Origin of the sequence: Citricoccus sp. CH26A (genome assembly GCF_000224415.1) — a bacterium.
GTDB lineage: Bacteria > Actinomycetota > Actinomycetes > Actinomycetales > Micrococcaceae > Citricoccus.
Map to the genome: position 1 here is coordinate 15,881 of NZ_AFXQ01000009.1, position 26,096 is coordinate 41,976.

Here is a 26,096-nt window from a genome sequence, read left to right on the forward strand (position 1 = left end):
TCAGATCAGGACAGGGGGCTTCCGTCCAGCATCCGTTCCTCCACGAGGCGTCCGCCGAGCAGGCGTTCGACCACCTTGCGTCCGGCCATGCCGGACTCCTCGATGGTGACGTCGTCGTCGCTGGGAACGTCGTCCCAGTCTACGGACCGTCCCGGGCCGGGGCGGGCAGCACCGCCGGGTGCGTGGCCGTCCGCCGCCGGTCCCGTCGCGGCCGGGCCGGTCCCGGGCGCCGGCGAACCCGGTCCCGGGACGTTGCCCCCCACCCCCGGTCCGGGATTCCCGGCCGGCCCGGCGGGCAGGCCGGGCGTGGGCGGGGGAGCGCCGTCCTGGGTGCGCTGGTACTGCTCCATCATCTGCTGGAAGCGACTGGCCCGGCGGTGGTGCGGAGTGCCGTCCGCCCCGGTCCCGGCCGCCGGCGTCGAGGGGCCGGCCTCGGGTGCGCTGCTGGCCGAGGCCCCGGAACCGCGGCGGGACATGCGTGCCTCGAACTCGGCCTGCAACTCCGCCTCGGGACGGGCGAAGGACGGAATCCCGCCACGGCCGGGTTCGGGCCGGGCGACCGCGCCGGCGTCGGACACCGGCCGCGGGATCGACCCCTGGCCGGGTTCCGGGAGGGGCATCCCTCCGAGGCCGGGCTCCGGCCGCTCACCCCAGGACGGACGCGTGTCCGGGAAGACGTCATCCCGGTCCTCCTCGTCCGGCTCGGGGGGCGGCGGGAACGCGTCGTCGTGCGGCTCCTCCCCGTACCAGTCGGACACGGGGATGGAATCGGCCTCCAGGTCCTCCGGCGGCGCCGGGGTGCCCGGACCCGTGGCGCCCTCCTCGACGGGCTCGGACCCGGTCTCCAGGTCCTCGTCATCGGGACTGTCGTCGGGCATTCCGTCGGACATGCCGGCGCGATGCGGCCACGCAGCGGCCGTGGGCGCCGGTGTCATGTGGTCCGGCGTGGTGGGCTCCGACGCGGTCGGCTGGGGCGCGGTCGGCTGGGGAGTGGCCGCCTCGGGCGCCGGGCGCGGTGCCACCGGGGAGGCGGGATCCGGGTGCGCGGGGGCCGCCGGTCCGGGCGAGGGTGGGGCCGCTGCCGGGGCGGCGTCGCGCGCGGCCCGGTCCGGCGCCGCGGGCTCCTCTACTGCATCCGGTCGGGGGGCCGCCGGGGCGGGGCGGCCCTCAGCTTTTGGGCCGGGACCACCCGCCGGGGCGGACCCTCCGGTGATGAGGTCCAGGCGCGGCTGGATGCCCAGGACCGCGTGCACCGCCTGGGCGATCACCTGGTCGCCACCGCGGCGCTGGACCGTGTCCCGGGGGCCGTCCCCGGAGAACCCGATGGTCAGCAACTGGCCGTCGAAGCCCGCGACCGAGGCGTTCTGCGAGACGAGCATCCAGACCAGCCGGGAGTGTTCCTCCAGGTAGGCGAGCACCTCCGGCCAGGCCCGGCGGATCATCTCGACCTGCGAGGCGGAGGCCCCCGGCTGGCCCTGGGTCGACGGTGCCGACCGGTCCGGGGCCGGTGCCTCCCGTGACGACGGGTCGTGCTGAGCCTGTTCCTCTCCCGCCCTGGAGGGCATGTGCTTCTCCGGGCGGGTGTCCCCGGCGGCGGCAGGAGCGGGCCGGGACGTCTCCGGCCGGGGCGTCCCGGCCGGGACCTGCTCCGCGGGAGGCGCGGCCGGGCCTCCCTGGGCGGGCGCCTGCTCGTGCTGGACCGGTGCAGGCTCGGCGGGCTCGGTCCCCGGCGCGGGGCGCCCCGCCGTGGGCCCGGTGCTCACCGGTGCCGGTTGCTCTGCGGAGGACGGAACCGGCCGGTCGGCCGCGGGACGCTGGGGCTGGTCGGCCTGCTGGGGCTGGGGTTCCGGCATGACACCCCAGCCACCACCCCAGTCCGCGGACGGGGTGACCTGCGGACGGGGAGCCTCGGGCGCGGGAGCCGGCGACGGGGCGGAGGCCGGCGAGTGCGCCGAGGCGGGCGTGGACCGGTCCTCGGCACGCTTCATCGCGGCACGGGCCAGGGCGGCCCCACTCAGGCCGCTCGGAGCACCGGAGGGCGCCTCGCCCTGCGTCGGGGCGGCGAAGGAGCCCGGGGCGGGACGACCGGTGTCCGGGGCGCCGGTGGCCGGGCCCGGGGCGCGCACGGTCGCGCCGGCGTCGGGAGCCTCGGGGGTGCCCCCGTAGGCGAGGCGACGTTCGATCCGGTCCAGCCGGGCGGCCAGTCCCCGTTCGGTGGCGTCCGAGGACGGCAGCATGAGCCGGGCCATGAGCAGTTCGAGGTGCAGGCGTGGGCTGGTCGCCCCGACCATCTCCGTCAGCGCCTGATTGGTGATGTCCGCCGCCCGGGAGATCTCCCCGGCGCCGAGCTGCGCGGCCTGGGCCTCGAGGCGGCGCAACTGGTCGTCGGGCATGCCGTGCAGCACGGAGGAGGCAGCGTCCGGCATGGCCTTGACGATCACCAGGTCCCGGAAGCGCTCCAGCAGGTCCTCCACGAAGCGCCGCGGGTCCTGGCCGGACTGGACCACCCGGTCCACCACGCGGAAGACGGTCTGCGAGTCGGCGGCGGCGACGGCGTCCACCACGTCGTCCAGCAGGGCGCCGGGGGTGTAGCCGAGCAGGTTCACGGCCAGGTCGTAGCCGATGCGTCCCTCGGCCGCGCCGGCCATGAGCTGGTCCAGCACGGACAGGGTGTCACGGACGGATCCCCCGCCCGAGCGGATCACCAGGGACAGCACCCCCGGCTCCACGTCCACGCCCTCCTGCACGCACAACCGCTCGAGGTACTCCATCAGCGGCTCGGGCGGCACCAGGCGGAAGGGGTAGTGGTGCGTGCGGGAACGGATGGTCCCGATCACCTTGTCCGGCTCCGTGGTGGCGAAGATGAACTTGATGTGCGGAGGCGGCTCCTCCACGATCTTCAGCAGGGCGTTGAACCCGGCCGAGGTGACCATGTGCGCCTCGTCGATGATGAAGATCTTGTAGCGGTCCCGCACCGGGGCGAAGGTCGCGCGCTCGCGCAGGTCCCGGGCGTCGTCCACGCCACCGTGGCTGGCCGCGTCGATCTCGATGACGTCCAGGGCGCCCGGACCGCCGGTGGCCAGTTCCCGGCAGGAGTCGCAGGTGCCGCAGGGGTTCGGGGTGGGCCCCTCGGCACAGTTCAGGCAGCGCGCGAGCACTCGCGCGGACGTGGTCTTGCCGCAGCCGCGGGGCCCGGAGAACAGGTAGGCGTGGTTGACCCGGTCCTTGGACAGCGCGGTCATCAGGGGCACGGTGACGTGTTCCTGGCCAATGACGTCCTCGAAGGAGTCGGGACGATAGCGGCGGTACAGGGCGGTGGTCACCCTTGGAACCTTAGCTTCTCCGGGGCCTGCTCCGCAGGGCGGGCCAGGGCGTGTGGAGGAGTCCACGGCACGCGCGGCACGCCCTCCGGATCGAAGCGCGCCAGGGCGTGCTGCAGGTCACCGGCCGGCAGCCCGAGCGAGCCCAGCAGCAGGTCCCTGACCCGCCCGGGTGACCAGCCTCCGTCGGGAACGCCGGGGGCGCCCTCGGGCAGTGCGGCGAGGTCCTCGAGGGTGACGGCGCCGTCCCGCTTGGCCAGGCGCTGGCCCGCCTCGTTGAGCACCAGGGGCACGTGGACGTACTCGGTCTCCGGTGCCGGTGACCCCGTCCGCAGTGCCAGCAGCCGGGCGAGCCAGTCCTGCCGGGGCGTCGAGGAGAGCAGGTCGTCCCCGCGGACCACCTGGTCGATGCCCTGCGCGACGTCGTCCACCACGACGGCGAGGTTGTAGGCGAACGCCCCGTCGTTGCGGCGCACCACGAAGTCGTCCACGGCGGCCGTGACCGGACCGTGCAACCGGTCCGTCGCGGTGTGGACGGGGGCCGGGCCCCCGGGCTGCCCCGCGGCCGCGGCCGCGTCGATCCGCAGGGCGGCAGGCCGTTCCCGACGCCGGCGCTCGCGCTCGGCCGCGGAGAGGCGGCGGCACGTGCCCGGATAGGACCCCGGGGGGAGGACGTCCAGGGGGGCTGCCCCTGACGGGCTGACGGGAGAGCCGGCGGGGGAGTCCCCGGGAGGGCGCTGCGGAACCGGTGCCGGGTGGGGCGCGCTGGTGGCCTCGGCGATGTCCCTGCGGGTGCAGAAGCACTCGTACACGAGCCCGTCCGCGGCGAGGGACCCCACGGCGCGTTCGTAGTGTTCCGTCCGCTCGGACTGGCGGACCGGTTCGCCGTCCCAGTCCAGGCCGATGGCGCGCAGGTCGGCCAGCTGGGACTGCTCGGCGCCGGACCGGACGCGGTCCAGGTCCTCGATCCGCATGAGGAAGTCCCGTCCCGAGTGGCGGGCGAACAGCCAGGCCAGGATCGCGGTGCGAAGATTGCCCAGGTGCAGGGTGCCGGAAGGGCTCGGGGCGTAACGGCCAGCGGGCATGGCACCTCCGTCGGGACTCCTGGTGGGGAGGACGTTAAAGACCCCCCACGCACCTGCCAGAGCCCACCTACCCTTGCTACCTTCCGGTCCTGGGGGAGTTCAGCGAGATGACACCACGTGAGGGGCCGGCATCCAGCATACCAGCGTCCGGGCGACGGGCCGACGCCGAGGCCGTCAGACCGCCCGGCCGGCCTCGATTGGTCCCGGGGCCCGGATGTCAGGTACGATGAATCCTGCTCTTGCGTCGTCTGCCCTCGCGCGGCCGGCCGGAGCGACTGAGGAGGATTCGCCTAGCGGCCTATGGCGCACGCCTGGAACGCGTGTTGGGTTAACGCCCTCGGGGGTTCAAATCCCCCATCCTCCGCCAGTGGCGGCGGCCCCGACCGGACATGATCCGGTCGGGGCCGCTTTTTTGTGCCCGGATGCGCCCGGGGACACCTGAACAACCTGTCAACTGACCAGGCTTTGCCATACTCTGTGACGGTCATCACGTGTGCAGTGGCGACAATCACATCGCATCGGTCGTGGCCGTGGGGCCACCCTGACGAAGGAGTACCGGCATGAGCGCCGTGGCCGAACCGAGTTCAGCACACCACCTGGACAGGAAGAACCTGCGCCGGGTGGTGACCGCATCCATGGCCGGCACGGTCGTGGAATGGTACGAGTTCTTCCTCTACGCCACTGCGGCGACCATCGTCTTCAACAAGATCTTCTTCCCGGCCGGCGGCAGTGAACTGGACGCGATCATCAACGCGTTCCTCACCTACGCGGTCGGCTTCGTCGCCCGGCCGATCGGCGGCATCGTCTTCGGGCACTTCGGGGACAAGTACGGCCGCAAGGGCCTGCTGCAGCTGGCCATCATCCTGGTCGGCGTCACCACCTTCCTGATGGGCTGCCTGCCCACCTTCGACGCCGTCGGGTACGCGGCCCCGATCATGCTGGTCATCCTGAGGTTCTTCCAGGGATTCGCCGTCGGTGGGGAGTGGGGCGGCGCCGTCCTGCTGGTCTCCGAGCACTCACCGGACAAGGAGCGCGGCTTCTGGGCGTCCTGGCCCCAGGCCGCGGTGCCGATGGGCAACCTGCTGGCCACCGTGGTGCTGCTCATCCTGAACGGCGTGCTCTCCGAGGAGGATTTCCTGGCCTGGGGCTGGCGGATCGCGTTCTGGCTGTCCGTGGTGATCGTGGCCGTCGGGTACTACATCCGCACCAAGGTCACCGACGCCCCGATCTTCCAGGAGGCCAAGGCCGAGCTGGAGCAGAACGCGAAGGCCGGCTACGGCGTCATCGAGGTCCTCAAGCGCTACCCCCGCGGTGTGTTCACGGCCATGGGCCTGCGCTTCGGGGAGAACATCCTCTACTACATGGTGGTGACCTTCTCCATCACCTACCTCAGCACCCAGCTGGACATGGAGACCGGGACCATCCTGCGGTTGCTGCTGGTCGCCCACGTCATCCACTTCATCGTGGTGCCGCTCGTCGGACGCATGACCGACAAGGTGGGCCGGCGCCTGCCATACGCGATCGGGGCCACCCTGATGATCGCCTGGGGCTTCCTGGCCTTCCCGATGTTCAACACGAAGAACGAGTGGATCATCCTGGTCACGATCATCCTGGGCCTGATGGTGCACGCCCTGATGTACGCCGGCCAGCCGGCCATCATGTCCGAGATGTTCCCCACCCGCATGCGGTACTCCGGGGTCTCGCTCGGCTATCAGGTGACCTCGATCGTGGCCGGTTCGCTGGCCCCGATCATCGCCACCACGCTGCTGCGTGACTTCGGCAGCTGGGTCCCGGTGTCCATCTACATCGCCATCGCCGCGGTCGTCACCCTGATCGCCGTGGCGGTCGCCCGGGAGACCGTCGGGTCCTCCCTGCACGAGCTGGACGACGTGGACCGGCAGCGGCTCGCCGCCGGGGACTGACCCGTGCGGGAGCGTGGCCGGTCCGGGCCCCCTTCCGTCAGGGGCCCGGACCGGCCATGCTGTCCATGACCCACAACACACGAGGCAGGAGCAGCGATGACGCGCTATGCATGGATCGGGCTGGGCAACATGGGCGGGCCGATGGCCGCCAACCTGGTCGCCGCAGGCCATCAGGTCCGCGGGGTGGACCTGAACGAGCGGGCGGCCGCCGCGGCCGCGGACTCGGGAGTGGAGGTCGTCGGATCCATCGCGGAGGCTGTCCGGGACGCCGAGGCGGTGTTCACCATGCTGCCCAAGGGTGAACACGTCCGTGCGGTGTTCGACGGACCGGACGGCATCTGGGCCCATGCCCCGAAGGACGCGCTGCTCTGCGACTCCTCCACCGTGGACATCGAGACCAGCCGGTGGTGCCACGAGCAGTCGGAGGCCCGGGGCTTCGCCTTCGCCGACACCCCGGTCTCCGGCGGCATCTCCGGGGCCGCGGACGCCACGCTGTGCTTCATGATCGGTGGCGAACCCGCCGCCGTGGAGCGGGCTGCCGAACTCGTGGGGCCCATGTCCGGCAAGGTCATCGCCGCCGGCGGGCCGACCGCGGGGACCGCTGCGAAGATCTGCAACAACATGATGCTGTTCATCACCCTGATGGCGAATTCGGAGGGCAGCCAGCTCGCAGCCCGGCTCGGCCTGGACCCGAAGGTGTTCTGGGAGATCGTCTCCGTCTCCTCGGGCCGCAGCTGGTCCCAGCAGACCTGGTACCCGGTGCCGGACATCATCCCGACGGCGGCTGCCAACAACAACTTCGAGGCCACCTTCCGCGTCGACCTGGCCGCGAAGGACGTCGGCCTCGCCCTGGCCGCGGGGGCGCAGACGGGTGTCCGGCTGCCCGCGGCCCAGCTCATCGCCTCACAGCTGCAGGAGCTGATCGACGAGGGGTACGCCGACCGGGACTGCTCCCTGGTGGCCCTGCTGTCCACGCCGGACGGCGTCCTGGACGGCTTCACCCCGGGCGCGTCCGAGGCCGGCGGGCGGTGAACGCGGCGTCCTCCGCTCCCCGGCCCGGGCCGATCACCATCCGCGGAGCCGTACTGGAGCGTATCGGGGCGGAGCGCCCCTATGCGCGGTCGGCGCCGTTGCGGGTGCAGGAGCTGGCGCTGGACCCGCCCGGTCCGGGTGAGCTGCTGGTGCGCATCGAGGCGGCCGGGCTGTGCCATTCGGACCTGTCTGTCGTGGACGGCAACCGTGTCCGCCCGGTGCCGATGCTGCTGGGCCACGAGTCCGCCGGGACCGTCGAGGCGGTCGGATCCCAGGTGGACGACCTCGTGCCCGGGGACCGCGTCGTCATGGTCTTCCTGCCTCGCTGCGGCGAGTGCGCCGAGTGCCGCACGGAGGGGCGGCTGCCGTGTGCGCGCGGATCGGCGGCCAACAACGCCGGTGAGCTGCTGGGCGGTGGACGGCGGTTGCACCGGGCCGCAGGGGACCAGGCCGCGGGCACGTCCGCGCGGGAGGACGTCCATCACCACCTGGGCGTCTCCGGGTTCGCCACCCACGCCGTGGTGGACCGCCGCTCGGTGGTGCCGATCGGGGCGGACGTGCCGGCCGGCGTCGCCGCCGTGCTGGGCTGCGCCGTGCTCACCGGGGGTGGTGCCGTGGTCAATGCGGCGCGGCCGGGGCCGGAGGACGATGTCGTCATCGTGGGCCTCGGCGGCGTGGGCATGGCGGCACTGCTGGTTGCCCGCGCGCTGACGTCCGGGACGGTCACGGCCGTGGACCAGCAGGAGTCGAAACTGGACCTGGCCCGTCGCCTCGGGGCGGACCGGGCCCTGACGCCGCGGCAGGCCGAGGAGGCCGGCGTCCGGGCGGGGGCCGTCGTCGAGGCCGCCGGCCACCCGCGCGCGTTCGAGACCGCGGTGCGGCTGACGGCCCCGGGCGGGACCACGGTCACGGTGGGGCTGCCCGCGCCGGACGCGGTGGCCGAGATCAATCCGCTGGCACTGACGGCGGAGGCCCGCACGATCGTGGGGTCCTACCTGGGTTCCGCGGTGCCCGCGCGGGACATCCCCCGGTTCGAACAGCTCTGGCGCGAGGGGAAGCTGCCCCTGGAGGAACTCATCTCCGGCACGATCCGACTGGAAGAGGTCAACGAGGGCATGGACCGGCTGGCCGACGGGCTGGCGGTGCGGCAGGTCATCGAGTTCTGAGCTGCTGGGCCTGTCGGTCCGGCCCTCACGCCTCACTTCCCCGTCTGACCTCGGCGGATGGGGGCAGAACACGTGGAGGACAGGTGTGTGTCTTGCGCGGGTCCCGAGCGGGCCTACGTCAGGATGTCCTCATGTCTCGTATCTCATGGAAGGCCCAGCGCGTGCTGGGCGGCGCCGCACTGGCCTGCACCCTCCTGCTCACCAGTGCTGTTCCGGCCCTCGGGGCCGTGCCCTCCCCAGGGGCCTCGTCATCAGCCGTCCCGGCCGCCCTCACCCACCAGGCCGTCACCGCGCCCGGAATCACGACGGCGAGCGTGACCGACGCACCGGGGGAGCTGGTCGCTGCCACCCCCCGGATCACCGGCGCTCCGCGCGTCGGCGAGAAGCTGACCGCGATCGTGGGCTACTGGACGCCCGGTACCAAGACCACGTACCAGTGGTACCGCGCCGGCCAGCGCATCACCGGTGCCACGGCCAAGACCTACACCGCCACGGTGCACGACAGGGGCAAGACGCTGACCGTCGCGGTCACCGGTTCCCAGGCCGGGTACACCACCAAGACGGTCTCCTCCGCTGCCTTCGGCCCCCTCGCGGCCGGTGTGCTGACCGCTCCGGTGCCGAAGGTCCCCGCCGCACCGAAGGTGGGCCAGAGGCTCACGGCCAGCGTGGGGAACTGGACGGCCGGCACGGTCCTGAAGTACCAGTGGTACCGCAACGGCTCAGGCATCAAGGGCGCCACGGCCAAGAGCTACACCGCCACGGCGTCCGACCGCGGCAAGGCGCTGACGGTCAAGGTCACCGGGTCCAGGACGGGCTACGCCACCAAGTCCGTGACGTCGGCGAAGTCGAGGGCCGTGGCCGCCGGAACGTTGAAGACGGCGGTGCCGAAGGTCTCCGGCACCGCCAAGGCCGGGATGAAGCTCACGGTCAGCCGTGGCAGCTGGACCACCGGGACGAAGCTGACCCAGCGGTGGTACCGCAACGGGGCCGCCATCTCCGGGGCCACCGGGACCGCCTACACGCTGAAGTCCGCGGACGCGGGCCGAACCATCACCGTGAAGGTGACCGGGTCCAAGGCCGGTTACACCACGCTGACCAAGGTCTCCGCCGGCGTGCGGGTCCAGGCCGCGTCCAAGCCGGTGGCCAAGCCCAAGCCGGTGTCCACGCGCACGGCGCCGCGCGGGAAGAACTGCCCGTCGACACACCCGATCAAGGGCAACGCCGACTCCGGCATCTACCATGTGCCCACGGGGTCCTACTACAGCCGAACGACCCCGGAGGAGTGTTTCAAGACGGAGTCCGCCGCCCGGGCCGCCGGTTACCGCAAGTCGAAGCTCTGACCACGTCCTACCCTGCCTGAATGACGGAGGACCCGCCGTTCCTGATCATCCGGATCGGGAACGGCGGGTCCTTCACGTCGTGGGGGCGTGACGGGCACTCGGCCCGTACGCCGGTGGGTCACCGCCCGGCGAGCTCCGGGTGGAACTTCTCCGTCACCTTCGGGTGCGCCCGGACGAAGCCCTTGAGCATGTTCGAGCCGAAGGAGGCCAGCATCGGGTTGTCGGGGTCATCGGAGACCCCACGGGCCTGGGCAGCCAGCTCTGCCGGCAGCTCCACGGGGTCGATGACGGCGTCGAGGCGGGGGGAGTAGAAGAACGGCACGGAGTACCGGTCCACGCCCTCGTCCGGGGCCTGGGCGCGGTGGATGGTGGCCATCAGGTAGCCGTTGGTCGCGACCTCCAGCATCTCGCCGAGGTTGACCACCAGGGCGCCGTGGATCGGCTCGACCGGCAGCCACTCGTCCTGGCCGTAGGGACGCACCTCGAGCCCGCCCACCATGTCCTGCAACAGCAGGGTGATGAAGCCGTAGTCGGCGTGCAGCCCCACGCCCTGGGTCCCCGCCTCCTTGACACCGCCGACGTAGTGGGCCAGCTTGGCCATCCAGGCGCGGTCGCCGGAGAACGGCTCGGCGAAGTGGTCCTCGTCCAGCCCGATGGACACGCACAGGGCCTTCAGCAGATCCTCTCCGACCCGGTCCATCAGGGCGGTCCACGCCATGGCGGTCTGCTCCAGCTCCGGCATGTCGGCGGGCCACTGGTTGGGGCCCTGCAGGTACCAGTACTCCTCGCCGGGCCTGATCTTCTCGGCCGGCACCGGTTCACGGTGGGGAGAGAAGTCGATCTGCTCGCGCGAGTCCGGGCGGCCCTGGGTGCGCTCGGCACCGACGGACGAGTAGCCCCGGTAGTGCGGGGAGTTCTGGTTGTGCAGGGCCAGCTTCTCCTCGTCCGGGCGGGCGAAGAACTCGGCGGTCACGCGGAACAGCTCGTCGACCTGTCCCTCGGCCGCACCGTAGTTGACGATCTGGAAGAACCCGACGTTGTGGGCCGCGTACCGCAAGCGGTCCAGGAACTCGGGGGCGAAGTCCCCGTCGGCCGAACGCATGGTGGACAGGTCCAGGACGGGGATGTCCAGCGCGGCCTGTCCGGCCGCGGAGTCGGGGAGAGCAGGTGTCATACCACTAGTGAACGACGCCGGATCCCCTGGTGCGGAGCACGTTGCCTTCCGCTACCCCGGGTGACGTCATCCCGTCACGAACTGGACCCGGGAGTGCCGATGGTGTTCAATGCCCACTCCAGCAGCGCCTGGCCGGTCGCCTCGTGGACACCGTCGGCCGGGCCGAACCCCGATGCGGACAGGTCCCTGCTGGTCAGCACGGGGTACGGGGTCTCCGGGATGCCGTCCGCGGGCCGGGCGTCCACGTGGACGACGTCCGCCCCGTGGCCGTGCAGCCAGTCGGCCATCGCGTAGTCGGTCCGGGAATCACCACAGGTGAACCAGCGCACGGGCAGTTCGCCGTCGGCCGAGACGAGGTCCCAGGAACGGGAGGCCCCGAGGTCCTTGCCGCTGCTGCGGTGCTCGACGTCCGAGGAGATGATGGTCGGGTCGAGCTGGAACCCGTCGCCTGCTGCCTCCGCGTCCAGCAACCGGCGGACCCGGTCGTCGAACCGGGCCTGGTCCCGGTGGTATCGCTCCAGGGACTCGCCCACGTTCATCTCCGCGGAGAACATCGCCAGTTTCGTGTCGTCGTAGAACATCGTCGCACCGAACTCGTCCTTCACCAGCCGGGCCAGGCGGGACTCGAGCTCCTCCGGCAGCCGCATGCCGTCGTCGACCACCAGCCAGTCCGGCACCCCGGCGCGGCCACCGATGTCCGGCAGGTCACCGTCGGGGAGGTCGGCGAAGGAGAATCGCACGGCGCCCTTCTCGCAGACCGCGTGGAACCTCGCATCCGCCGGCAGGCCCGCCCGGCGCAGGGGTTCCGCCAACTGCCGGGCCACGAACTCGGCCGAGCGGCCCGTGTTGAACACGACCGGATCGCCGCGGCGTGCCAGGGCCACCAGGGCGGTCAGGATCGCCTCCGGGACCCGTCGGGTCTTCGGGGAGGCGATCGGCCCGTCCACGTCGAGCAGGAATCCGGCGGAGGGGAGGGTGCGCATGGCCCCAGCCTAGGTCCACCCGGGGCCTGGTCCGCGCGAACCGGCCTCGTCCGGCCCCCCGCGGACCGCGGTGGCCGCGTTCGGATCCGGCCCCTCGTCTGGGGTGTAATGGTCGTCACGGTCCGCGATCGCTGAGGGGGGCGCATGGGCAGCGTGGGGGGAGCCGGCGAGTGGCATCCAGGGGGCTCGCGACCGCAGGAGCCGTCCCGGGATGACCCGCGGGTCGAGGAGGACGGCCGGCGGATCTTCACGGAGGACGACCTGGACGGGTACTTCCGTGCGGTCGACCCCAGCCTGCTGGCGCGCGACCGCCGCCGACGGCACCGGCGTCACGGCCTCGTGCTGGGGCTCCTGGCACTGCTGGTGGCCGGACTGACCGTCATCGCCGTGCAGGTGTTGCGGGGTGAGTGGGCCATCCCCGGCTGGGAGTCGGCGCCTCCGGGAGAACCGCTGCTGTGCCCGGCCGGGACGTTCGACTACGCCAAGGAGTCCCCCGTCACGGTCTACAACGGCACCACCATCGGCGGCCTGGCCGGGGACGTGGCCAACGCTCTCGAGCGGCGCCGGTTCATCATCGACGGTGTCGGCAACAAGCGCTTCTCCACGTCCAACATGGTGGCCGTCATCCTTTCCGGCCCGGACGGCCGGGAGACCGCCCTCGCCCTACAGCGGAACATCGAGGGTTCCGTCTACCGGCCCGACGACCGCCAGGAGGACACCGTGGACATCATCATGGGCACGAAGTACACGGGGCTCGTGCCCGCCGCGGTCGTCGACCCGAGGCCGGGGCCCCTGGACTGCCAGCGGCTCGAGACCGAGGCTGCGGGGGCCGTCCGCGACTGAACGACGGCGCGCGGAGGGAACCGCGCCGCGCCGGTGGCCAGTCCCGTCACCGTCCGCCGCGGAGGTTCCGCGCCGAGCGCAGGGCACGGCGGGCCAGGCGCCGCAGGTGCGAGGCCGCGTCGGTCGGAGGCGTGTGTTCCCGGGGCGCGGGACCGGGAACGGCCGCTGTCGCGGTGCCGGGTACCCGGCGGACGGGAACGGGGCCGGTGGTGCCGGCACCGGCCAGGGGCAGGAACGCCATGAGCGTGCCGGCGTCACCGCGTGCGTGGGACAACGGTCCGCCCGCGGCCAGGGACGTGCGGGCGCGCCCGGCCGTGGGTTCGAACCACTCGGCGAGACCGGCGTCACCGGCCACCTGGAGCCCACCGTCCACGAGGGCTCCCACCTGGGCGTGGATGCCGGCGCCCTCCGGCACCTGCTCCGGGGCGTACGCCAGGTAGTGGTCGAACCGGCTCTGCGCCCACCGTTCGAAGACCTGGGCAGGACCGTTGACGACGTCGGCCGGGGCGCCGAACGCGTGGACCGCATGGCGCTCGGCTGAGTCCAGCGGCCCGCCCGCGGTGGCCAGGACTGCCTCGATGGTCTCCGGGGCGATGGCCTTGGCCGGGTGGTCGTAGGGGGCCGCGGCCAGGCGGGGGTCCAGGACGGACAGCACGGCGGCGGTGAGTGAGCGGTTGCCGGGACCCCGGGACCAGGCGGGACCGACCTGCGGCGGCGGGGCGACCGCGGACCCCTCCGGGGCGTGGGCCAGGGACACCAGTTGGCGTTGCATGAGCGGGCGGGGCCCGAGCATGTTCTGGATCGCGAACCGGCCACCGTGGATGGAATTGCGCACGCCCAGGTAGTGCCACTCCGTCGCGTGCGGCCCGTCCTCCGGGGCGATCCCGACCTCGTGCAACACCTCGGAGACGGAGGCTGCCACGGCCGCGGCCAGTTGTGGGTCGGAGGCGGCGATCTCGGCGCGCAGGGCGGGGATGGACCGCCAGCCGTAGGCGCCCTTGTGCACGCCGGCCCCGTGGCCGCTGACCGTGAAGAACCCGGCACCGCCCACCCGGAACGAGGGCAGTGCCAGCTGATGGTTCAGTCCCAGGGAGTCCAGCAGCCAGACGGACAGCGGCGAGGCGAACTTCTCCAGGACGGGACGTGGCGCAGGCCGTCCCCCGGCGCCCACCGGGAAGCCGAAACGCTCGGAGAGGGCCTGCACGGTGTCCGCGTCCGCACGGTTGGCGCGACCGAGGTTGGTGGTGTTGTACACCGTCACGTCCGAGGAGGGATCGGCCATGAGGGTCGCGGCCAGCACCAGCCGCGAGTCCACGCCGCCGGACAGCGCCACCCGGACGGAGGTCCCCGGGAACGCGGCCCAGGCCTGCGCCAGTGAGGCGGTCCGGACGGCGGCCCGGCGGACCTGGTCACCCCACGAGCCACTCACCGGGGCGAACACCTCGGGCCACGGGGACTGCTCGGTGCGGGCGGACCCGGCGCCCTCGGCGCTCACGGGCAACACCAGGCAGGCGGCCGGCGGGAGCATCCGGACCTCGTGGCACAGGGTCGTGGTCGAGAGGGGGTGGTTGGCCATCGTGTTGGACCAGGCGGACGCCAGGGCCGCGGCGGTGTCCACCGTGACCGGCAGGCCCAGGGCGGAGCGCAGGTCCACCAGCAGCGGCCAGGAGTCCGAGAGCGCCGCCAGGCCCGCGCCGGTGGTGTAGAGCAGGGGCAGCTGCCGGAAGAAGTCCGTGGTGGCCGTCAGGCCGTCCGGTCCCGCCTGCACCAGCAGGTGGCAGCCATCCCAGTCCGTGCCGGGCCTCGGGGCGATGGTGTCTCGGGCCGGTGCCGACCGGCGGTGCCAGTCGGCCAGTCCACTCGCGCCGAAGACCAGGGCGGTTCCCTCCGCGTCCTGGGCATAACCGCGGAACAGGGTCACCCCGTGGCGACCCATCGGGACCGTCCCCCCGGTGCCCGGTCCGGCGGGACCGGCGGGGGCCGAGGCCACGAGGTCCCGCCGTGCCGCCCGGGCCACGTGGTGGAGACGGGCCTGTCCGCCGGGGAAGTCCACCACCAGGTGGTCGTGCGCGTCCACGGGGCCCAGCCAGGCGGTGAACCGCTCCTCGAGGGCGCGGGGCACCACGGCGGTCAGGTACGTGGACATCAGTCGCGCCCCCGCAGGCCGCGTACGAGGCGCCCGGCCGCGCGTCGGGTGAACCGCGCGACCCGCCTGCCGGCCCGTTCGGGTCCGGCGAGGACGGGCGGCAGGATCCCGCTGGGGGAGCCCGCACCCGGAGCGGACGGGCTGGGGCGGACCGGGGCCCGCGGGGGCGCGGGGCTGTCCAGGGAGGCGTCCGCGAGGGGCAGGAACGTCATCAACCTCCCGAACGAGCCTCGCTGATGACCCATCGGCACCTTCTCCTGCAGCAGGGTGGCGGCGCGTTCCGCGAGCGGTCCGTACCACTCGGCCAGTCCGGCGTCGGCGGCGATCGCCCCGCCCCGGGCGACCAGGGGCGCCACGGAGGCGCGGTCCGCGTCCACGGTGTGCCCCCAGGTCCGGGACAGGGACTGGAACGTCTCCGCCGCGCCGTGGTCGACGTCGGCCGGGACGCCGTACGTGGCCAGGGGCCAGAGCTCGCCGTCGGACAGGGGTCCGCCGACGACGCCCAGGATGGTGTCCAGGGTCTCGCGGTCCACGTCCTTCTGGGGGTCGTCGTAGGGCAGGGCGGCCAGTCCGGGGTCCAGCAGGGCCGTCAGCACCGTGGAGATGGAGGTGTTGAGCCGCGGCGCGTTGGAATCCGGATGCTTGCGCAGGGCGGCGGGCAGCGAGCGGGACGAGTCCGCCGGTACGTGGGCGAGCCGGCCCAGGTCCCGCTGCATCAGCGGCGGGCTGCCGAAATAGGTGGACAGGGTGAAGCGACCGCCGTGCAGGGCGTTGCGCAACCCGATGTAGTGCCATTCGCTCGAGTCCGGGGACCGGGGATCCACCCCCACGGATCGCAGGTACCCGCGGCCCAGCGTGCCGGCGACGGCGCCCACGCCCGGGTCCCACCGTTCCAGGCCCTCGGCGACGTCCATGAAGGGCCGCCACCCGTAGGTGCCCTTGAAGAGTCCTGCGCCGTGGCCGGTGAGCGTGTAGTGCCCGGGACTTCCCACGCGTGGGCTGGGCAATTGCAGCCGGTCGTGCAGGCCCAGGGAGCCGGTCATCCAGACCAGGAATCGATTGCGGTACCGGTGCAATTGGGGCGCAGGAGCCGAGGGGTTGTTGCCCAGCCGCAGCCCGGTGGCCTGGGCCAGGCCCTGGACCACCTCGTAGTCCCGCGAGGTGGCCGCGGCGGGTGCCGCTGTCGTCAGCGTGGTCGACTGCTGCTCCGGGTCCGCCCGCAGGGCCGCGGCCAGGACCGCCCGCGAGTCCGCGCCGCCGGACATGGACAACCGGAGGGAGCCGCCGGGCAGGTCCCTCCAGGCGCGCAGCACGGAGGCCATGGACGCCGCGCCCTGACGGACCGTCTCCGCCCACGCCCCCGAGGGCTCCGCGAAGATCTCGGGGAACGGGGCCTGGTGGACGCGGGGCTCGTCGGCGCCCTCGGCCGTCCAGCGGACCGCGACCTGGGCGCCCACGGTCGCCATGCGGACCTGGGTGCAGGCGGTGCTGGCGTCCAGGGGGTGCTCGGTGATGGCCCGGTCGGTGGCCATGGCACAGACGGTCGCGGTGTTGATGCTGACGGGCAGGCCCAGGGCGGTGCGCAATCGGACCAGCAGTTGCCAGGAGTCCGAGAGGGCGAGCAGGCCGTTGCCGGAGGTGTAGAGCAGCGGCAGCATCCGGAAGAAGTCCGTGTGCGCTGTCAACCCCTCGGGGTCCCACGCCACGGCCAGGTGCGTCCCGTCCCATTCGCGACCGTGCCGGCCGCCGATGAGGCCGGATCCCGCGCCGTACACGGCGTCCGGATCCCTCGCGGCGAGGGCCTCGGCACCGGCGCCGCCGAACACGAGGGTGTCCCCTGCGGGGGACTGGGCGTACCCCCGGAACAGGGCGCCGGCCGGGGCCCGCCCGGGCGGCGGGGGCACCAGGTCCGCGGTGGCCGAGCGGCCCACGTGGTGCAGTCGGGCCCCGGTGCCCGGGAGATCGATCGCGAGGTGCTCACCGGCACCGGGTGCGAAGGCACCGGTGGCGGTTCCCGTGCCGTCGACCGGGGCCGGGTCCGCGGCACCGGGGGTGCTGACGTCGGCGGGGACGTGAGGGGACAGCCACGCCTGGAATCGCTGCTCCAGGTCCCGGGGCACCACCGCGGTCAGGTAGGTCGTCATGCAGTCATGCTTTCACAGCGTGCTGGCCCCGCCGTGGTGCCCTGCGGTCACATCCCGTCCGGGAACACCAGCGGCACCAGCGTGGACATGACCACCATGATCAGCGCCAGCGAGATCACGTTGAGCCAGACCCCGGCGCGGACCATCTGCTTGATGGAGACCTCGCCGGAGCCGAAGGCCACCGCGTTCGAGGGGGTGGCGACGGGCAGCATGTAAGCCGAGCAGACGGCCAGGGTGACGGCGATGGTCATGAACAGCGGGTCCATGCCCAGGCCCACGGCCACGGCGCCGAAGATCGGGAAGAAGGCCGCGGCGGTGGCGGTGTTGGAGGTCAGCTCGGTCAGGGCCAGGCTGACGATGATCACCACGAGCATCACCAGCCAGGGCGGCACACCGGTCAGCCCGCTGACCTGGCTGCCCAGCCAGTCACTGAACCCGGTGGCGGTGAACATGGCGGACAGGGACAGGCCGCCGCCGAACAGCAGCAGCAGGCCCCACGGGATCTCCTTGGCCGCGGACCAGCGCAGCAGGGCGGTGCCGCCGGGGTCCACGGAGCGCCGCTGGGCCGGCACCAGGAAGCAGGCGATCGCGGCGGCCATGGCGACCTGGGTGTCCGAGATCGAGCCCAGGAACGGCAGCGTCCCGGCGACGGCCGGGATGTCGGCGATGAACGGGACGGCGACCCAGAAGAAGATGGCCAGCAGGAAGATGATGCCGACGCGGCGCTCCGGGGTGGTCATGGTACCCAGCGCGGCCAGTTCCCGGCGGATCATCTCCTTGCCACCGGGGATCTCCTGGACCTCGGCGCGGAACACGATCTTGGTCAGCACCAGCCAGGCGATGAACAGCATGACCAGGGCCCACGGGACGCCCACGAGCATCCAGTGGCCGAACTGCAGGTCGAAACCGTGGGCCTCACCGAGGTAGGCCTTCATCAGGGCCATCGGGGGCTGGCCGATCAGGGTGGCGGTCGAGCCGATGGTCACGCCGTAGGCGACGCCGAGCAGCATGGACGCGGCGAACTTCGTGCCGGCGGCCTCGCGGTCGACCGAGCGGACCAGCTGGAGGATGGATACCGCGATCGGCACCATGATCACCGCGGTGGCGGTGTTGGACACCCATGCCGAGATGAACGCGGAGGCGGCCATCAGCCCGAAGACGATCTGCGCCGGCTTGGTGCCGACAGCACGGATGGTCAACAGCGCCACGCGCAGGTGCAGGTTGGACTTCTCCGTGGCCAGGCCGAGGATCACACCACCCATGACGAGGAACACCACGGAGTCCGCGTACGGCGCCGCCACCTCCTTCATGGACGCCATGCCGAACAGCGGGAACAGCACCAGCGGCAGCAGGGAGGTCACCGGGATGGGCGCGGCCTCGGTCATCCACCAGATGGCCATCCAGAGGGCGCAACCGGCTACGGCCCGTCCCTCGAAGGACAACGACGCCGGCAGCACCAGCGCCAGCACCAGGCCGGCCACCGGGCCCAGGGCGAGCAGCCACCAGTTGCGTTTCGCGCCGGAGTCGAGCGCGTCGCGCTGCTCGGTGGTCTCGCCGGATCCCGGAGAACCGGGCGCCTCGGACGGGCGGAGGTCCCGCGCGTCGATGGGGGAAGTCGTCATGGTCAATGCCTCGAGTGCTCGTGTGGAGAGTATGGAGTGGGATCTGCCACGTCTGAATCGGTGAACCGTCACACCGTACTGGGATGAATGACGACCGTGAAGTACACATTCAACGGGCATTGAGAGGCTTGTCGTCCTAAAGTGGGTCGAACCGGTCTTTCCCCTGTGATGGAGGCCATCCCTACGCTGGATCGGTACCACCGGGCGAACGGGCACTCGTCCGCCCGTGAAGATGCACCGGGATGGCCAGTATGAAAGGAGGCGCCGTGGACCTGCGCCAGATGCGCTACTTCGTGGCCGTCGCCGAGGAACGGCACTTCGGTCGCGCCGCCGACCGCCTGCACATGGCCCAGCCTCCGCTGTCCCAGCAGATCAAGCAGCTCGAGGCCAGTCTCGGGACGCAGCTGCTCGAGCGCACCACCCGCAAGGTCGACCTGACCGAGGCCGGCCGCCTCATGCTCGAGCGCGCCCGCCAGATCCTGGCGGACGTCGAATCCCTCAAGAAGGACGTCCAGGAGGTGGGGGCCGGGGCCGCGGGCGTGCTGCGCATCGGGTTCGTCGGCTCGGCCACCTACCGGGTGATGCCGGCCGTCGTCCAGCTGGCCCGCCAGGAGCTGCCCGGCGTGCGGCTGCACGTGATGGGGGAGATGCTGACCCCGAACATCGAGCAGGGCCTGCTGGAGAACCGCCTCGACGTGGCGGTGCTGCGGCCCCCGGTCCAGTCCGCCGAGATCGTGCTGGACCCGCTGGAGGGCGACTCGCTGGTCGTCGCGCTGCCCCCCGCGCATCCGCTGGCCGCCGGCAGTGGCCCCCTGACGCTGTCGGAGCTGGCCGGGGAGGAGTTCGTGGGATACCCGCCGGCCTCCGCCGTCGCCACCGTGTCCTTCGAGGCCTGCCGGCAGGCCGGTTTCCGGCCGCGCGTCGTGCAGGAGGCCACCGAGACCTCCACCCTGCTGGCCTTCGTGGGCGCGGGCATGGGGCTGGCCCTGGTGCCCGACGGCGCCCGCCGCGCCACCTCCGCCTCGCCCGTCGTGTACCGCGAACTCACCGAGGGGCCCGAGGTCGGCCTGGCCCTGGCCTGGAAGCGGGGGAGCCGGTCGCTACTCATCCCGGGTTTCCGGGCCCTCGCCCATCGGGCCGTGGAGCAGGTCCGGCGGTCCCCGGCGAACCAGCAGACCGCCCCGTCATCCCACCCAGTCGCCGAGGAGGCACCATGAAGATCACCGGCATCGAGGCCATTCCCTACGCCATCCCGTACACCCATCCACTGAAGTTCGCCTCCGGGGCGGTGGAGACGGCGGACCATGTCCTGGTGCGGATCCACACGGACGAGGGCCTGGTCGGCGTGGCGGATGCCCCGCCGCGGCCCTACACCTACGGCGAGACCCAGGTGTCCATCAAGAACGTGGTGGAGGAGATCTTCGCCCCCCAGGTGATCGGGCTGGACCCCTTCGACCGGGAGAAGGTCCACGCCGTCATGCGCCGGACCGTCAACAACCAGGTGGCCAAGGGCACCGTGGACATCGCCCTGTGGGACCTGGCCGGCAAGGCCCTGGGGATGCCGGTGCACAAGATGCTGGGGGGCTGGACGGACTCGATGCGCGTCAGCCACATGCTCGGTTTCCGGCCGGCGCAGGAGCTGCTCGAGGAGGCCCAGCGGTTCGGCGAGGAGTACGGCATCACCACGTTCAAGCTCAAGGTCGGCCGGCGCCCCCTGGCCCTCGACATCGAGGCCTGCCACGTGTTGCGGGACGGACTGGGGGGCGACGTCGAGATCTACCTGGACGCCAATCGCGGCTGGACGGCCAACGAGGCCTTGCAGGTGCTCGAGGGGACGGCCGGGCTCGGGCTGACCCTGCTCGAGGAGCCCTGTGACGCGAAGGAGGCCATGAGCCGGCGCCGCCTCGTGGAGAAGTCCCCGATCCCCGTGGTGGGCGACGAGTCCGTGCCGACGGCCGGGGACGCGTCCCGCGAGCTGCTCTCCGGCGGCTGCAACGCCATCTGCATCAAGACGGCACGATCCGGTTTCACCGAGGCCACCGAGATCCTCGGGCTGTGCACCGGCCTGGGCGTGGACGTGACGATGGGCAACCAGATCGACACGCAGGTCGGCTCCCTGGCCACCGTCACCTTCGGTGCTGCCCACGAGGCCACCTCGCGCCGGGCCGGTGAGCTGTCCAACTTCCTGGACATGAGCGACGACCTGCTGGCCGAGCCGATCGCGATCACGGACGGCCGGATCGCGGTGCGGGACCTGCCCGGTGTCGGGGCCGAGATCGACGACGAGAAGCTCAGCACCTACCGCACCGACCGCTAGTCAGCCGGATTCGGACTCCTGGCGTCTCAATAACGACGCAAACAGACTTTCCGCTTGATCCGCGCCATCCATAGGCTGGACGCAACAATGTGACCGGCAGCACGGCGCGGACGACTTGATCCCCACCACCGATGCACCACCATGAAGGAGAAACCATGACCCCCCAGGAGCAAGCCACCGCAGCCGCCTCCGGCGCCGCGGCCACCGACCGGTTCCGCCAGTCCGGGAAGACCGCGGCGGTCGAGGCCGATCAGGCCCGTGTCAACGAACTGGCCTCGGCCCTCGTGCAGGCCGCCAACGACATCATCCTCGAGAAGAAGGTCACCTACCCCGAGTTCAACGCCCTCAAGGCCTGGCTGATCAAGGTGGGCGAGGACGGCGAGTGGCCGCTGTTCCTGGACGTGTGGCTGGAGCACTCCGTGGAGGAGGTCGCCACGGAGCACCGTGAGGGCAACAAGGGCTCCATCGAGGGGCCGTACTACATCCCGGACGCCCCGCGCCACGAGACCGGCAAGGGCAAGCCCGCCACCATCGACATGCGCCCGGACGAGAAGGGCACCATGATGCTCTTCCAGGGCCAGGTCACCAGCACCGAGGGCAAGCCCCTGCCGAACGCCAAGATCGAGCTGTGGCACGCGGACGAGGACGGCTTCTACGCCCAGTTCGCACCCGGCATCCCGGACTGGAACCTGCGCGGCACCTTCATCGCCGACGAGGAGGGCTACTTCGCGATCCGGTCCCTGCAGCCGGCCCCGTACCAGATCCCGACCGACGGCGCCTGCGGCCAGCTGATCGCCGCCGCCGGCTGGCACGCCTGGCGGCCCGCGCACCTGCACCTGAAGGTCTCGGCCCCCGGCCACGAGCTGCTGACCGCCCAGCTGTACTTCCCGGGTGATCCGCACAACGAGGACGACATCGCCACCGCGGTGAAGCCTGAGCTGATGCTCGACCCGAAGCCGGCCGCGGACGGCGACGGCGTCCAGGTCGACTACGACTTCGTCCTGGATCCCGTCTCGGACGAGACCCCGGCGCACCTGCGCGTCTGATACTGCGGAACGGGAGGACCGGCGTCGCCGTGAGGTGACGCCGGGAACCCGGTTCCGGGAACGGGAGGCCCCGCAGGCCTGTGGCCTGCGGGGCCTTGTCGTGGGGTCAGTTCCCCGAGACGAGCGGGCGGATGCCGCACAGCCGCATGGCCTGCGCGTAGGCCTCGGCCATCTGTTCCTCGGCCTCCTCCGGTGTCTGCTTCCTGGTCGCGGACTGGGCGTGGAGTGCCGGCAGGGGGAAGACCTTGATCGCCTTGCTGTCCAGGATGGTCCCACCGATCGTGGCCGAAAAGGCCTTGATGAGCTTCTGGGCCTCCCCGCCATGGGCCATGATGGCCACGACCCGGGGAACCAGCTTGAGGAACCGGTTGAAGGGCTTCACGCCCGCGGCGATCTGGTCCTTGGTGAGGTTGATCGCGAAGTCGTCCTGGGTCCAGGGGTGGACGGTCCACGGGACGGCATAGCGTGGTGCCAGTCCGGCGCCCTGGAAGACGCGGAGCAGGCGCTCGGAGGTGTCGTCGTCGTTCTCGTGGGAGAGGAACCCGGAGGCGGTGCCCGGCCCGGGGGCTGACGTGAGCACGAGGATCCGGGCCTCGTCCACGTCGTATCCCGGGTCGACGTACGGTACGGGGCCCTTGTCGGGGTCCTTCAGCGACTCGCAGAGCTGGGTGATCGGGGCGATGTTCTCCGCGTGCAGGTTGTTCTGGGCTTCAGTGACGTAGGCGGGATCGGACATTCGGCGCATGGGTGCAGTTCCCTGAGTCGTCGGAGCGCGGACCGGCGAGTGCAGGCCAGCGTGCCCCCAGTCTACGAGTCGGCCAGGGGGCGTCCGCTGCGGGCCGCTGCGCCCGGTGGGGCGAACCGCCGCTACCGCGCCGGCGTGGTCTTGACGCGCACCGAGGACCACTCCCCGGACAGTGGGACGTTGGCGTTGAGCGTGTGCCCGCGCCCCTGGAGGTCCTTCCAGATGGAGTCCCGATTGATGTCCGAGCGCCCGCCCTTGGGGTAGCCGATCCACAGCACCCGTGCGCCGAGGGCCGGCGCGAGCCAGTCGTCCAGGACGCCGTCCAGCGAGCGCTGGTCCTGGGCGAACAGCACGACGGCGGTGGCCTCGCCGATCTCCTGGGTCACGAGCACGTCCGCGGGCAGCGGGTCGAGCAGGGCGTGCAGGCCCTGGTGGCCCCCGCCCAGGTACAACACGTCTCCGGGCTTGATGAAGAGCTTCTGGGCCGTCGTCTTGGCGGGCATGGCGGGCTGGTTCGTCGTCTCGGCCATGGCTCCATTGTGCACCGGCTCTATGACGGACCGGAGTGCGGGGGGCTGGGGAGCCCGGGCGATGGCCTACGCTTCACCACGTCATCACGGTGGGGGCTGGGACAAGGGAGTCGCATGTCAGGTACTGGATCAGGGGCCTCGGCAGCTGGAGGGTCGATGGCCACGAAGGTCATCGTCGGCGGGGTGATCACCACCATCGTGGTGGGCACCGTCGTCGCGGTGGCGCAGGCCTCCGGTGGGGACGGCCGCGATCAGGCCACCGTGGTGCGGGTCATCGACGGGGACACCATCGACGCGGAGGTGGGCGGGCGCACGGAGCGTATCCGGTTGCTCAACGTGGATACCCCGGAGACCAAGCACCCGCAGGAACCGGTCCAGTGCCTGGGGCCGGAGGCCACCGAGTACCTGGAGTCGCTGCTGACGCCGGGGGACCGGATCGAGTTGGAGTACGACGTCGAGCGGACGGACCGGTACGACCGGACCCTGGCCGGGGTGTTCAAGGACGACTCGCTCGTGAACGCGGACATCGCCGAGGCGGGCCTGGGCGTGGCCGTGCTCTACGAGCCGAACGACCGGTTCTACCAGGAGGTGCTCGACGCCCAGGAACGTGCGCGGGAGGCAGGCCAGGGCCTGCACGATCCGGAGGTCGGCTGCACCCTGCCCGGCCTGGCCGCGGCCGCGCTGCCTCCGCTGGAGGACCTGCCGGCCGAGGTCCCGGTCGACGCCGCGGGCGTGGCCGCAGCCCTGGCAGCCGTGGCCCCGGTGATCGCCGGTGGCGTGGCCCTGGAGGGAGTCCTGGACCTCGTGGAGTCAGGCAAGCACGTGGTGCTGGCGAACGCCTACTCCGACTCGGCCCCGGACCTGCGCCGCGAGCTGACCGCCGCCCTGCCGGCGGCCGAGAAGTACCGGGACCGGCTCGAGGCCCAGCAGGTGGAGATCCGTCAGGCGGAGGAAGCGCGCAAGGCCGAGGAGAAGCGTAAGGCGGAGGAGAAGCGTAAGGCGGAGGAGAAGCGTAAGGCTGAGGAGAAGCGCAAGGCTGAGGAGCAGCGTCAGGCTGAGGAACAGCGCAAGGCCGAGGAAAAGCGCCAGGCGGAGGAGAGACGCCAGGCGGAAGCGCGTCGGGCTGAGGACGCCAGGCAGGCTGAGCAGGCACGTCAGGCCGAGGTCGCGCGCCAAGCGGAGGAAAAGCGCCAGGCCGAGGTCGAGAGGAATCGCCAGCGGCAGCAGCCGCGCCCACCGCAACCGCCGCAGCCGAAACCCGCGGCGCCCCGTCAGCAGTCACCGGGCGGGGGCTACGGTACGGACGCCGACTTCCCGGGGTACACGGGCCCGCGCTGCTACGCGCCGGGTGGCCAGGTCTGGCGGCCCTGCGGCTGACCGGCTGAAGGCGACGGCCCGGTACCGGCGCAGCGGTCCTGCACCGGTACCGGGCCGTCGGCGTGATGCCGGGCCCTGCCGGACCCTACCCCTCAGGACGGGGCATCACGCCTTCGTGTCGTCCGACTCCCGGCCGTAGGTCAGCCGGAGGACGCGGCCGTCCGCCTCGAGCTGGTCACGAGCCTCCCGTGCCTTCTCCACCTTGTCCGTGCTGCGCGGCGGCAACTGGATCATCTCCTCCGCCTGGATGCCGGCCTGGAGCTGGCGGGCACGTTCCATCTCGGCGTCGATCTCGGCGCCGAGCAACAGGACGATGTTGAAGATCCAGAGTGCGAACAGCAGGGCCATCACGGTGCCGATGGCACCGTAGGAGCTGTAGCCGGCGAAGAAGCTGAAGTAGATGTACAGCGCCACGCCGGCGAGGCCGATCCCGACGATCGCCACGATCGCACCGATGCTGACCCAGGTGAACTTGGGCTGCTTCACGATGGGCGTGAAGTAGTACAGGACGGCGATCATGGCGACCACGAGGGCCAGGATGACGGGCCACTTCACCCAGGCCCAGATGGGCAGGAACGTCTGGGTGAGGAAGTTCAGGGCCCCGCCGAGGCCCAGTGGCTCGGCGATGGGGCCCAGCACGCCGGACACCAGCGGCTGGTTCAGCGCGAGTGAGACCAGGATGAGCACCACCCCGACGAGCAGGACCAGGGTGACCAGCAGCATGGACACGACCTGCTTCACGAAGCCGCGCCCCTCCTCGACGCCGTAGATGGTGTTCATGCAGCGCGAGAAGGCCTTCACGTAGGCCGAGGACGACCACAGGGCGGTGGCGATACCGATGATCAGCGCGATCACGCCTCCGCTGGCCGAACTGGTCATCGTCTCCACCAGGTTGACCACCAGGCCCTGGTAGTCGGCGGGGACGTACTGCTTGACCAGGTCTTCCACCAGGGCAGTGACGGTCTCCGCGTTGTTGGCCAGCACGAGCGTGATGATGGAGAAGATCGCCAGCAGTGCCGGGGCCAGTGACAGGACCGTGTAGTAGGTCAGCATGGCGGCCAGGTCGGTGCCGCCGTCGGATCCGAACTCCTTGAGGGCCCGTTTGAGGGCGTATTTCCGGCTCGCGCCGTTCAGCTTCGGAGGACTGTCCGGCTTCTTGTCGCTGTCAGGCGCCGGGGCGTCGGCAGCCTCCAGTGTCGCGTCGATCGGGTCCTTGATGGGCACGGTACGTCCTCTCGTTGTTCCATCGGTCCTCCACATCTAACCCACCCGTCCCCGGTAAAGTCGAGTCGTCGACCAGAAGG

General features: G+C 71.7%; 19 protein-coding genes, 1 tRNA gene and 1 other RNA gene. 10 read left to right on the top strand and 11 right to left on the bottom strand.

Annotated elements, in window-relative coordinates:
• Nucleotides 1-5 precede the first annotated feature (5 nt).
• The 3 genes from CITRI_RS0107235 to ffs form a co-directional block, all read right to left on the bottom strand.
• On the bottom strand, nucleotides 6-3,323 hold the full coding sequence (locus tag CITRI_RS0107235) for a DNA polymerase III subunit gamma and tau (RefSeq protein ID WP_010144035.1): 3,318 nt from the start codon (nucleotides 3,321-3,323) through the stop codon (nucleotides 6-8).
• Nucleotides 3,320-4,405, bottom strand: a complete 1,086-nt coding sequence (gene gluQRS, locus CITRI_RS0107240) for a tRNA glutamyl-Q(34) synthetase GluQRS (RefSeq protein ID WP_010144037.1) — start codon at nucleotides 4,403-4,405, stop codon at nucleotides 3,320-3,322. Before gluQRS ends, CITRI_RS0107235 begins: the two co-directional genes overlap by 4 nt.
• 33 nt (nucleotides 4,406-4,438) lie before the next feature.
• Nucleotides 4,439-4,535: signal recognition particle sRNA small type (gene ffs, locus CITRI_RS18875), an RNA gene on the bottom strand.
• 149 nt (nucleotides 4,536-4,684) lie between these two features.
• Here ffs and CITRI_RS0107245 point away from each other — a divergent pair.
• The 5 genes from CITRI_RS0107245 to CITRI_RS18390 all read left to right on the top strand — a co-directional run bounded on the left by CITRI_RS0107245 (nucleotide 4,685) and on the right by CITRI_RS18390 (nucleotide 9,865).
• Nucleotides 4,685-4,772, top strand: a tRNA-Ser gene (locus tag CITRI_RS0107245).
• Between the two features lie 193 nt (nucleotides 4,773-4,965).
• Entirely contained in the window at nucleotides 4,966-6,327 is a 1,362-nt protein-coding gene (locus tag CITRI_RS0107250) for an MFS transporter (protein WP_010144038.1), read from the top strand.
• 96 nt (nucleotides 6,328-6,423) lie between these two features.
• Nucleotides 6,424-7,359, top strand: coding sequence for an NAD(P)-dependent oxidoreductase (locus CITRI_RS0107255; protein WP_010144039.1), 936 nt, complete (start codon nucleotides 6,424-6,426; stop codon nucleotides 7,357-7,359).
• Nucleotides 7,360-7,391: 32 nt separating this feature from the next.
• Nucleotides 7,392-8,525 carry an alcohol dehydrogenase catalytic domain-containing protein gene (locus CITRI_RS0107260; RefSeq protein WP_029139121.1) on the top strand — a complete coding sequence of 378 codons (1,134 nt, stop codon included), beginning with the start codon at nucleotides 7,392-7,394 and terminating at the stop codon, nucleotides 8,523-8,525.
• Nucleotides 8,526-8,656: 131 nt separating this feature from the next.
• Nucleotides 8,657-9,865, top strand: coding sequence for a hypothetical protein (locus tag CITRI_RS18390; protein ID WP_141566006.1), 1,209 nt, complete (start codon nucleotides 8,657-8,659; stop codon nucleotides 9,863-9,865).
• Between the two features lie 118 nt (nucleotides 9,866-9,983).
• On the opposite strand, the gene CITRI_RS0107270 is transcribed toward CITRI_RS18390, so the two are convergent.
• Together CITRI_RS0107270 and CITRI_RS16780 are read right to left on the bottom strand one after the other, a co-directional pair.
• Nucleotides 9,984-11,039, bottom strand: coding sequence for an isopenicillin N synthase family oxygenase (locus CITRI_RS0107270; protein WP_010144041.1), 1,056 nt, complete (start codon nucleotides 11,037-11,039; stop codon nucleotides 9,984-9,986).
• A 74-nt stretch (nucleotides 11,040-11,113) separates the two neighbouring features.
• Nucleotides 11,114-12,022 (bottom strand): hypothetical protein, encoded by a 909-nt coding sequence (locus CITRI_RS16780; protein WP_010144042.1) that lies wholly within the window; start codon nucleotides 12,020-12,022, stop codon nucleotides 11,114-11,116.
• A 144-nt stretch (nucleotides 12,023-12,166) separates the two neighbouring features.
• Between CITRI_RS16780 and CITRI_RS16785 the strand changes: the two genes are divergently transcribed.
• Nucleotides 12,167-12,865 (top strand): LytR C-terminal domain-containing protein, encoded by a 699-nt coding sequence (locus CITRI_RS16785; RefSeq protein WP_010144043.1) that lies wholly within the window; start codon nucleotides 12,167-12,169, stop codon nucleotides 12,863-12,865.
• A gap of 46 nt (nucleotides 12,866-12,911) precedes the next feature.
• Here CITRI_RS16785 and CITRI_RS19610 read toward each other — a convergent pair whose 3' ends face one another.
• From CITRI_RS19610 to CITRI_RS0107295, 3 genes are read right to left on the bottom strand one after another with little or no spacing between them, the layout of a single operon-like run.
• Nucleotides 12,912-15,011 (bottom strand): hypothetical protein, encoded by a 2,100-nt coding sequence (locus CITRI_RS19610; protein WP_010144044.1) that lies wholly within the window; start codon nucleotides 15,009-15,011, stop codon nucleotides 12,912-12,914.
• Nucleotides 15,011-17,155: a hypothetical protein gene (locus CITRI_RS0107290; RefSeq protein WP_010144046.1), complete on the bottom strand. Its 2,145-nt coding sequence runs from the start codon at nucleotides 17,153-17,155 to the stop codon at nucleotides 15,011-15,013. The genes CITRI_RS19610 and CITRI_RS0107290 overlap by 1 nt, the downstream gene beginning before the upstream one ends.
• Before the next feature lie 47 nt (nucleotides 17,156-17,202).
• Entirely contained in the window at nucleotides 17,203-18,777 is a 1,575-nt protein-coding gene (locus tag CITRI_RS0107295) for a DASS family sodium-coupled anion symporter (protein WP_010144047.1), read from the bottom strand.
• A gap of 266 nt (nucleotides 18,778-19,043) precedes the next feature.
• Between CITRI_RS0107295 and CITRI_RS0107300 the strand changes: the two genes are divergently transcribed.
• From CITRI_RS0107300 to catA, 3 genes are all read left to right on the top strand, one after another.
• On the top strand, nucleotides 19,044-19,994 hold the full coding sequence (locus tag CITRI_RS0107300; protein ID WP_010144048.1) for a LysR substrate-binding domain-containing protein: 951 nt from the start codon (nucleotides 19,044-19,046) through the stop codon (nucleotides 19,992-19,994).
• Nucleotides 19,991-21,094: a mandelate racemase/muconate lactonizing enzyme family protein gene (locus tag CITRI_RS0107305; protein ID WP_010144049.1), complete on the top strand. Its 1,104-nt coding sequence runs from the start codon at nucleotides 19,991-19,993 to the stop codon at nucleotides 21,092-21,094. The genes CITRI_RS0107300 and CITRI_RS0107305 overlap by 4 nt, the downstream gene beginning before the upstream one ends.
• A gap of 155 nt (nucleotides 21,095-21,249) precedes the next feature.
• Complete coding sequence (gene catA, locus CITRI_RS16790; protein WP_010144050.1) at nucleotides 21,250-22,140, top strand: catechol 1,2-dioxygenase; 891 nt, start codon at nucleotides 21,250-21,252, stop codon at nucleotides 22,138-22,140.
• 106 nt (nucleotides 22,141-22,246) lie between these two features.
• On the opposite strand, the gene CITRI_RS16795 is transcribed toward catA, so the two are convergent.
• Together CITRI_RS16795 and CITRI_RS0107320 are read right to left on the bottom strand one after the other, a co-directional pair.
• On the bottom strand, nucleotides 22,247-22,876 hold the full coding sequence (locus CITRI_RS16795; RefSeq protein WP_010144051.1) for a uracil-DNA glycosylase: 630 nt from the start codon (nucleotides 22,874-22,876) through the stop codon (nucleotides 22,247-22,249).
• 131 nt (nucleotides 22,877-23,007) lie between these two features.
• On the bottom strand, nucleotides 23,008-23,415 hold the full coding sequence (locus CITRI_RS0107320; protein WP_010144052.1) for a hypothetical protein: 408 nt from the start codon (nucleotides 23,413-23,415) through the stop codon (nucleotides 23,008-23,010).
• Between the two features lie 156 nt (nucleotides 23,416-23,571).
• On the opposite strand from CITRI_RS0107320, the gene CITRI_RS18395 reads away from it, so the two are divergent.
• Nucleotides 23,572-24,792 (top strand): thermonuclease family protein, encoded by a 1,221-nt coding sequence (locus CITRI_RS18395; RefSeq protein ID WP_010144053.1) that lies wholly within the window; start codon nucleotides 23,572-23,574, stop codon nucleotides 24,790-24,792.
• Between the two features lie 105 nt (nucleotides 24,793-24,897).
• Here the strand turns inward: CITRI_RS18395 and CITRI_RS0107330 are convergent, their stop codons facing one another.
• Nucleotides 24,898-26,016, bottom strand: coding sequence for a YihY/virulence factor BrkB family protein (locus CITRI_RS0107330; RefSeq protein ID WP_010144054.1), 1,119 nt, complete (start codon nucleotides 26,014-26,016; stop codon nucleotides 24,898-24,900).
• Nucleotides 26,017-26,096 lie beyond the last annotated feature (80 nt).